This window comes from Bacillus sp. AFS001701 (genome assembly GCF_002559405.1).
GTDB lineage: Bacteria > Bacillota > Bacilli > Bacillales > Bacillaceae_G > Gottfriedia.
This window is the reverse complement of the sequence record NZ_NTZO01000105.1, coordinates 1-8,389: the sequence shown is the minus strand read 5'-3', so window position 1 is coordinate 8,389 and position 8,389 is coordinate 1. Positions and strand designations below refer to the sequence as shown.

Sequence of the window (8,389 nt, the reverse complement as noted above, 5' to 3'; positions counted from 1 at the left end):
TTAAACATAATAGATCTCCTTGTAAAATACGAATGATAAACTCAACAGTTATTAATAATATTCGTTTTATTGTAAAAGTGCAAGTTTTTTTATTTGATTAACTTCTTTTATCAAATTTAATTATGTTTAGTATTCCTAAAAGTACGATTTGGGTATGCTAAATCTGAATTATTTAAAAGGAGGATGTAGTAAATGAATCAGAAACAGTTTCCGACTAAATTTAATCCGCAACATCAAAATAAGCAACCAGGTATCGAAAAGGAAATGACGCCAATACCTATTTCAGATGATCCAAATTACACACCAAGTGGTAAATTAAAGGGAAAAGTAGCCATTATTACTGGTGGAGATAGTGGAATTGGAAAAGCTGTTGCAATACTTTTTGCGAAAGAAGGGGCATCAGTTTTTATTCCGTATTTCGATGAGGATGTTGATGCACAAGATACAAAGAAATTTATAAATGATATTGGTGGAAATTGTGAAATAATGAGATGTGACATTCGAACAGAGGAAGTTTGTAAACAAGTCGTTCAAAATGCAATTCAAACCTTCGGAAAAATTAACATTTTAGTGAACAATGCTGCTGTTCAATATCCACAAAAGAATTTGGAAGACATTACTGAAGAGCAATTAAAAAGAACATTTGAAACGAATATTTTTTCAATGTTCTTTTTATCAAAAGCTTGCCTACCACATATGAAGCAAGGAGACTCTATTATAAATACTGCTTCAATAACTGCTTATAAAGGACATGATCAATTATTGGATTACTCTGCAACAAAAGGAGCGATTGTCACATTTACTCGTTCACTTTCTACAAATCTTGCTCAAAAGGGAATTCGTGTTAATGGTGTAGCTCCCGGGCCGATATGGACACCATTGATTCCAGCAAGTTTTGACGAACAAGAAGTAGCAAAGTTTGGTAGCACAACTCCAATGAAACGAGCTGGACAACCAGTAGAGCTTGCACCAGCATATCTTTATTTAGCAAGCAATGAAGCTTCCTTTATTACAGGTCAAATCATTCATGTTAATGGTGGAGTAATTGTGAACGGATAAATTAATAAAATGGTGCCATATACAAAAAATGTAAATGGCACCATTTCATTAATATTTAGGTCGAAACGTGTGACAGCAGGTTTCACCACTATGTACAGCAGAACTAGTTATCTCACCGTCTAAGACTGCATTTTGAATCGTTGAATCAAAGTCATTTGAGTATTCGTATGCTTCGGTTTGAACAAGAATTGAGTCTGCTTGGCAAAAGTTTCCCTGCCCCCAAAAATTACAATTGGCAACACTACATCTAATTTCTGGCATGAACTCACCCTCCTTTAGTTGTATTTTCTACATACTTTTCAATCTCATTCAGATTTAAAATAGTGCATTTATAGAAATTTTAGTGAGAATATTGTAAACTTTTGTTATATAGAAGGAGTTCGTAAGACTTTTATCGAATCTGAACTCTGATTAAGTATAGGAGGAGAACAAAATGAATTGGGAAACAACTTATGAAAAATGGATTCAATCACCGACATTAGATCAAGAACTTAAAGAGCAATTAATTAATCTTGAGAATAATCACCTTATACTTAAGGAAAGCTTCTATCAAAATTTAGAATTTGGAACTGGTGGAATGCGCGGAGAAATCGGACCTGGAACGAATCGTATGAACATCTATACTATTCGTAAAGCATCTTCTGGTTTTGCAAAATATATTGAAAGCTTTGGAGAAGAAGCAAAAAACCGTGGAGTTGCAATTGCTTTCGATTCTCGTCATAAAAGTCCTGAGTTTGCAATGGAAGCAGCAAAAACACTTGCGACACATGGTATTAAGGCGTATGTATTCAATGAGTTACGTCCTACACCGGAATTATCATTTGCAGTACGTGAGTTAAACTGCTTCGGTGGAATTGTCATTACGGCAAGTCATAATCCACCTGAATATAATGGATTTAAAGTTTATGGTGATGACGGTGGTCAATTACCTCCAGCTGCTGCTGATCAAGTAATTGAATACGTTAATTCATTTGAAAATGAGTTAGAAATTGAAGTAGCTTCTGAAAAAGACTTAGTTGAAAAAGGCTTAATACATAGATTAGATAAAGAAATGGATAAATTATATGTAGAGCAACTAAAAACTGTTGTTGTTAACAACGATTTAGTTCAAGAACATGGTAAGGATTTAAAAATTGTCTTTACTCCATTACATGGCACAGCACTACTACCTGCAACGATGTCATTAAAAGCAGTTGGCTTTGAAAATGTAACAATTGTTGAGGAACAAGCAAAAGCAGATCCGAATTTTACAACTGTAAAATCACCGAATCCTGAAGAACACGCAGCATTTGAATATGCAATTCGTTACGGCAAAGAGATTGATGCAGATGTTTTAATTGCAACTGACCCTGATGCTGATCGTTTAGGAATCGCTACGAAAAATGAAAATGGCGAATATGTAGTCCTAACTGGAAATCAAACAGGAGCATTAATGCTTCACTATTTATTAAGCCAACAAGAAGTACCTTCAAATGCTCTATTACTTAAAACAATCGTTACATCTGAATTTGGTCAAGTAATCGCATCAAAATTCGGTGTTAAAACAATCGATACACTTACTGGATTTAAGTTTATTGGTGAAAAAATTAAAGAATATGAGCAAACGAACGAATACTCATTCTTATTTGGTTATGAAGAAAGCTATGGTTATTTAATTAAACCATTTGTTCGTGATAAAGACGCAATCCAAGCAACAGTACTTGCTGCAGAAATAGCTACTTATTACAAAACAAAAGGTATGACTTTATATGAAGGACTAAATAGCCTATATGAGCAATATGGCTATTACTTAGAAGGACTAAAATCATTAACATTAAAAGGGATTGAAGGTACAGAAAAAATCCAGTCGATTTTAACAAATTACCGTCAAAACCCTCCTGTTGATATAAATGGTCTAAAAGTTGTTACAGTTGAAGACTATAAACTTCAAGAGAAAACGACTTTAGAATCAGGAGAAAAAGAACAAATACTTCTACCTAAATCAAATGTATTAAAGTATCAACTTGAAGACGGTTCATGGGTATGCTTACGTCCATCTGGAACCGAACCAAAAATCAAGTTCTACTTCGGAATTGTTGGACAATCTCGTCAAGATAGCATCCAAAAATTGGATAGTTTACAACAAGCATTTATGGAAAAAATTGAAGTATTAGTCTAAAAAAAGAGCGACTATTTAGTCGCTCTTTTCATTTATTTTTAGTTAAAGCTCTAATGATGAGATAAAAGATTGTTCCTCGGCGCTTTCTTCCCTAGTGGCATGCTCAATATGTTGGAACATACCTTTTAGTTTTTCATCAATGACCGCTAAGTCCCTCTCGTATTTAAAGGCATGTAGAAAATGTTCGATACGCTTTGAAAAAAGCTCGTCTTTCGTATTTACCATTAACACGAGAAGCTTATCCCATTGACAACAATAAGTGTAATACAATGCTAAATCATAATCGGATTGTACTTGCATTGTGAACCTCCTTTTTAGAGGGTACACATAGTTTATGGCGAAAAAAATTAATTAGCCATGAGAGAATTTAACAAAAGGTTACGGTAGAGGTTAGGTAAAAAAAGGATGGTTAAGTGCTGGAACGATAGGGAAAACAGGAAAATAGTGTTGTGATTTTTCGTATTTTAGAAATACTTTATTGGTTTTGATCAATTTACAAAAATAAGCTTAAATTTAGTTAAATGGAACTCAAAATAGGATGAAATTGTCCCAAAATATATTGATTACTGTTATTTTTGCATTTACCTTGGAGTTAAATTGCGATCCCTGGTATTTAATTGCTACTATTGATTTAATCTGACTTCTCCCCCTACAGAAAAATCTTTTCCAATACTTAAGTATACTTTTATTTGAAACAGGGATAATAAGATTAAAATAATATGCAATCTGGTAAAATTATGTACACCAAACTACATTAGATTTTCTTAATCAAAAAAATAATTCAAAAAATGAAGTTATATCAATCGCATTGCACAAATAAAATGAACTACCGTATGAATTTTTTTCATACGTTTTTTTGTGTTTATGTTTTTTTTTGAAAAATTTCGAATTAGACAAATGAATATAGTTTGGATATGACTATTTTTACATTAATTCAATTTTCAGTTCATAGAATAATATAAGAAGAGACAGGAGGAGAGTGTGATGAAGGCGAGTGATTATAGAGCGTTGGAATATGCTATTGACGAAATTACAGAGATTGCGAGAGGATTTGGGCTAGACTTTTACCCAATGCGCTATGAAATCTGTCCTGCAGATATCATTTATACATTTGGCGCTTACGGTATGCCTACAAGATTCTCCCACTGGAGCTTTGGAAAACAGTTTTATAAAATGAAGCTTCATTACGATTTAGGGCTAAGCAAAATTTATGAATTGGTAATCAACTCTGATCCATGTTATGCATTTTTATTAGATACAAACTCTCTCGTTCAAAATAAATTAATCGTTGCACACGTTTTAGCTCATTGTGACTTCTTTAAAAATAATATTCGTTTCTCCAACACGAAGAGAGATATGGTTGAAAGTATGGCAGCTACTGCTGAACGAATTAAACACTATGAACATATATACGGTAAGCAAGAAGTAGAAAATTTCCTAGATGCAGTACTTTCAATTCAAGAGCATATTGATCCATCATTAATGCGACCAAAACTGGCTTATGATTTAGAAACTGATTTCCCAATTAAAGAGAAAAAAAGAGTAACACCATACGATGATTTATGGAATATGGATCAAAGTAAAGAAAAGAAAAATGATTCAAACCTGATCCCAATTAAACGTAAACAATTCCCACCTCAACCCGAAAAAGATATCCTATTATTTATCGAAGAGTACTCCAGAGAATTAGAAGAATGGCAACGTGACATCTTGACAATGTTACGAGAAGAAATGCTTTATTTCTGGCCACAGCTTGAAACGAAAATTATGAATGAAGGCTGGGCAAGTTACTGGCACATCCGCATCATGCGAGAACTAAATCTCGACTCAAATGAAGCGATTGAATACGCAAAGCTTAATGCAGGAGTAGTTCAGCCATCGAAAACAAGTATTAACCCGTATTACTTAGGACTAAGAATGTTTGAAGATATTGAAGAACGATATGATAACCCAAGCAAAGAAATGAGAGAGTTAGGTGTAAAACCTGGTAGCGGTCGAGAAAAAATGTTCGAAGTACGAGAATTAGAGTCTGATAGTTCATTTATTCGAAACTACTTAACGAAAGATCTTGTCATGCGTGAAGATATGTATTTATTCCAGCGACAAGGGAAGGAATATAAAGTCACGGATAAGGCATGGGAAAATGTAAGAGACCAACTTGTAGTTAGTCGGGTAAATGGTGGATTTCCTTATATTGTAGTTCAAGAGGGTGATTATTTAAAAAATGGTGAGCTTTATTTGAAGCATTCCTATGAACATATGGAACTTGATGTGAAGTATGTTGAAAAGGTAATGCCTTATATTCATCAGTTGTGGGGTAGAGGGGTTCATTTAGAGACGAATATTGAGAATAAGTCAGTCTTGTTTAGTTATGATGGGAAGAATATTCATCGGAAGTATATTTGAGACCACTTTTTTAGGGGTCTTTTTTTTAGGCTGTGTAAAGACTACTGTTGATTTTCTTATTCAACATAATGGCAGTTTAGTTGAATTAGGAATGATATAATATGCATTAATTGACTAAAAAATTTAAATAGAATTACTGGAGGTTGTGAATGCCTACAATAGAAATTGTTTCAATTAAAAGAAAAAAAAGATTGAAAGTACCAAAAAATAAATATCCATTTTGGATAAGACAAGATTTTGATTTGGAAAGTCACAGAGGTTTGTTCCAACACCATTTAGATCAGTTTCAAGGCGTGATACTTCACTTAGGAAATTTAGAAATGAAAAATTCAAGTCCATTTTTCTTCGGAAGTGATTTAATAGATTGGGAATTTGAAGCGGATGATGAAGATTGTTTTAAGTTTAAACCCGAACTCTTCAAGGCTGTTCATAGTTTAATTAAACGTTCATTGTTAGGTTCAACTGATAGGAAAGCATTCTTCCTAACTGATATACAAGGGGCAGAAAAAGCAGAAATACTAACTAATTATTCTTTAGATATGTTTATTAAAGAACATAATAATTCTGGTTTAGTTTGGAATACACTATATGAAATTATAATGTAATGCTATGCAAAATAAAATAAGAAGTAATGCAACTAACGCATGCGTGAGTGAAAGAAGAATTAGTTGATTTTAAGATTGAGATCATATTTTAGGTATTCCAGAAAAGGCGCTTATCCGAAATAAGGTAAGCACCCTTTTTTATGAAATAAAGGATTAAGTTAAACAACAGATTTTGAAATAATAGGTATTAAGTAATATGGCAGGTTAGTTGTAATTTATTGCCTAAAAGGATTAATCACCCTTAACATTTAATATCTTTAAACTAGGACTATTATTAAGGCGTGTTAATAATCATGACTGATGTCGAAAGGAAAAAGGGGATTAACAAAGGTCTTATTGTATCATTAGTTATAGTTGTCATTATTTTAGCTGCTAACTTTCCTGCAATTCAAAGTTCGTATAACAAATATGGTGTTCAAAAGACGAAAAAAGAGTCAACTATTATTAAAACTTTAACCACAGAAGAAATTAGACGGCTTGTAAGTGAAACCTATAAACTTGCCGAGAAATATGATGAGAGAAAAACTGAATGGTTACGCAATGAAATTCGGAATGGAACAGACACAGTATATTCTAAGGAAAGTTATATGTTTGACCATCCAATATACGACTCAGCTAAGATGAAATTATTAGTAATTAAGTACAAATTCGATAGAAAAACAGTTGAATTTATATCAAATACCGAATTAATTCAAGTTCATTCAGAAAGTGGTTGGGAAGATTATTAATTATTAAGTGAATTAAAATTCCTTATGTAAGTAAACGCATGCTTATCTTCAAAAATACAACATAATTGAACTTCCGCATTCGGGCACTTTACTATAATATGGATTAGCGCTTTTTTTATTTGGCTACTGATAAAAATATGTTGATTTTTAAAATTCTAAAATTAAATACGGAAGAACAATTCGATGAAACTAATGCTTATTAAGAAATGTGCTGTTGTACTTGGTTAGAAGGGTCGAATTATAACAAGTAAGTGGAAAATAACTCCAATTGATATTATTTCACTCAATTTGTTATACAATTGATGATGTGGTTTTAACATTATTGAGGAGGAACATTATTTCTATGTCAATTGAAGTAGGCAGCAAGATACAAGGTAAAGTAACAGGCATCACTAATTTTGGAGCATTCGTAGAATTACCTGGAGGCTCAACAGGTCTTGTGCATATTAGTGAGGTAGCGGATAGCTATGTAAAAGATGTTAATGACCATCTTAAGGTAGGTGACCAAATTGAAGTAAAAGTAATTAGCGAGAAAGACGGAAAAACTGCCTTGTCCATCAAAAAAGCTATAGATAGACCCGAAGGAAAACCCTCTTCTTATTCACAACGCCCACCGGGCCAAGGAAGAGTTGATAGCCATTCCAATAACTTTCGTTCAAAAGGCAATTTCAAATCAAAGGAAAATTTTGAAGATAAACTGTCTCTTTTTTTAAAGACTAGTGAAGAGACTTTGTCTACCCTTAAACGTAACACTGGAGCAAAACAGGGCGGTAGAGGTGGAAGACGCGGATAATCAGCTGCGTTATTTAATACTTTATCATATAGGATTAAAGGTAAGCTGAATAAACTGGCTTGCCTTTATTGTTCCGCTTTGGGGGCTTTTAAGGAATAAAAGTGCATCCAACATACAGTAATACGATATTCCGCAATCGTGCGCTTTAGTTGAACAATAACAACCAAAGACCACTTTATTGTGTTTTTAAATTCTGGACAAAATTAAATTGAGTGTTTACTTTAATGAGAAGCTGAAAATTCGACTTATATATAGTAACCTTGCAAACAAATTCAAAAAATGCTATTCTAAAGGTGAATTATTTTTGTTCGGTGTAAAGGATAATATTAGTAAAACTTTTCGTCTTGATGATCACTGAGAGCAAGGATAGTAATACATTGTGTGTACTAACACACTAGGAGGCAACAAACATGGAAAAAGGTAAAGTAAAATGGTTTAATGGCGAAAAAGGCTTCGGATTCATCGAACGTGAAGGTGGAGAAGACGTATTCGTTCATTTCTCAGCTATCCAAGGCGAAGGGTTCAAAACATTAGATGAAGGTCAAGAAGTGACTTTTGACCTTGAGCAAGGTCAACGTGGAGCACAAGCAGCTAACGTTCGCAAGGCTTAATTATAATAACAAACATGGACAGGCTCTTA

9 protein-coding genes are annotated in these 8,389 nt (G+C 33.2%); 7 read left to right on the top strand and 2 right to left on the bottom strand.

The genetic code is table 11. The annotated features are described in order from the left end of the window. Window positions 1-192 precede the first annotated feature (192 nt). Entirely contained in the window at window positions 193-1,059 is an 867-nt protein-coding gene (locus tag CN514_RS08830; RefSeq protein ID WP_098232279.1) for an SDR family oxidoreductase, read from the top strand. 48 nt (window positions 1,060-1,107) lie between these two features. Here the strand turns inward: CN514_RS08830 and CN514_RS08825 are convergent, their stop codons facing one another. After that, a complete protein-coding gene (locus CN514_RS08825) occupies window positions 1,108-1,320 on the bottom strand; it encodes a DUF1540 domain-containing protein (RefSeq protein WP_098232278.1) in 213 nt (70 codons plus the stop codon). A gap of 172 nt (window positions 1,321-1,492) precedes the next feature. Here CN514_RS08825 and CN514_RS08820 point away from each other — a divergent pair, with 172 nt between their 5' ends. Beyond that, window positions 1,493-3,217, top strand: a complete 1,725-nt coding sequence (locus CN514_RS08820; protein WP_098232277.1) for a phospho-sugar mutase — start codon at window positions 1,493-1,495, stop codon at window positions 3,215-3,217. A gap of 42 nt (window positions 3,218-3,259) precedes the next feature. Here CN514_RS08820 and CN514_RS08815 read toward each other — a convergent pair whose 3' ends face one another. Then, window positions 3,260-3,517: a YhdB family protein gene (locus CN514_RS08815; protein WP_098232276.1), complete on the bottom strand. Its 258-nt coding sequence runs from the start codon at window positions 3,515-3,517 to the stop codon at window positions 3,260-3,262. Between the two features lie 684 nt (window positions 3,518-4,201). Here CN514_RS08815 and CN514_RS08810 point away from each other — a divergent pair. The 5 genes from CN514_RS08810 to CN514_RS08790 all read left to right on the top strand — a co-directional run bounded on the left by CN514_RS08810 (window position 4,202) and on the right by CN514_RS08790 (window position 8,360). After that, window positions 4,202-5,623, top strand: coding sequence for a SpoVR family protein (locus CN514_RS08810; RefSeq protein ID WP_098232275.1), 1,422 nt, complete (start codon window positions 4,202-4,204; stop codon window positions 5,621-5,623). Window positions 5,624-5,772: 149 nt separating this feature from the next. After that, on the top strand, window positions 5,773-6,228 hold the full coding sequence (locus CN514_RS08805) for a hypothetical protein (RefSeq protein ID WP_098232274.1): 456 nt from the start codon (window positions 5,773-5,775) through the stop codon (window positions 6,226-6,228). A gap of 293 nt (window positions 6,229-6,521) precedes the next feature. Next, window positions 6,522-6,956 carry a hypothetical protein gene (locus CN514_RS08800; RefSeq protein WP_098232273.1) on the top strand — a complete coding sequence of 145 codons (435 nt, stop codon included), beginning with the start codon at window positions 6,522-6,524 and terminating at the stop codon, window positions 6,954-6,956. Window positions 6,957-7,299: 343 nt separating this feature from the next. Continuing rightward, window positions 7,300-7,749, top strand: a complete 450-nt coding sequence (locus tag CN514_RS08795; RefSeq protein WP_098232272.1) for a S1 domain-containing RNA-binding protein — start codon at window positions 7,300-7,302, stop codon at window positions 7,747-7,749. A gap of 410 nt (window positions 7,750-8,159) precedes the next feature. Continuing rightward, window positions 8,160-8,360 (top strand): cold-shock protein, encoded by a 201-nt coding sequence (locus CN514_RS08790; RefSeq protein WP_069034332.1) that lies wholly within the window; start codon window positions 8,160-8,162, stop codon window positions 8,358-8,360. The last annotated feature ends 29 nt before the right edge of the window (window positions 8,361-8,389 follow it).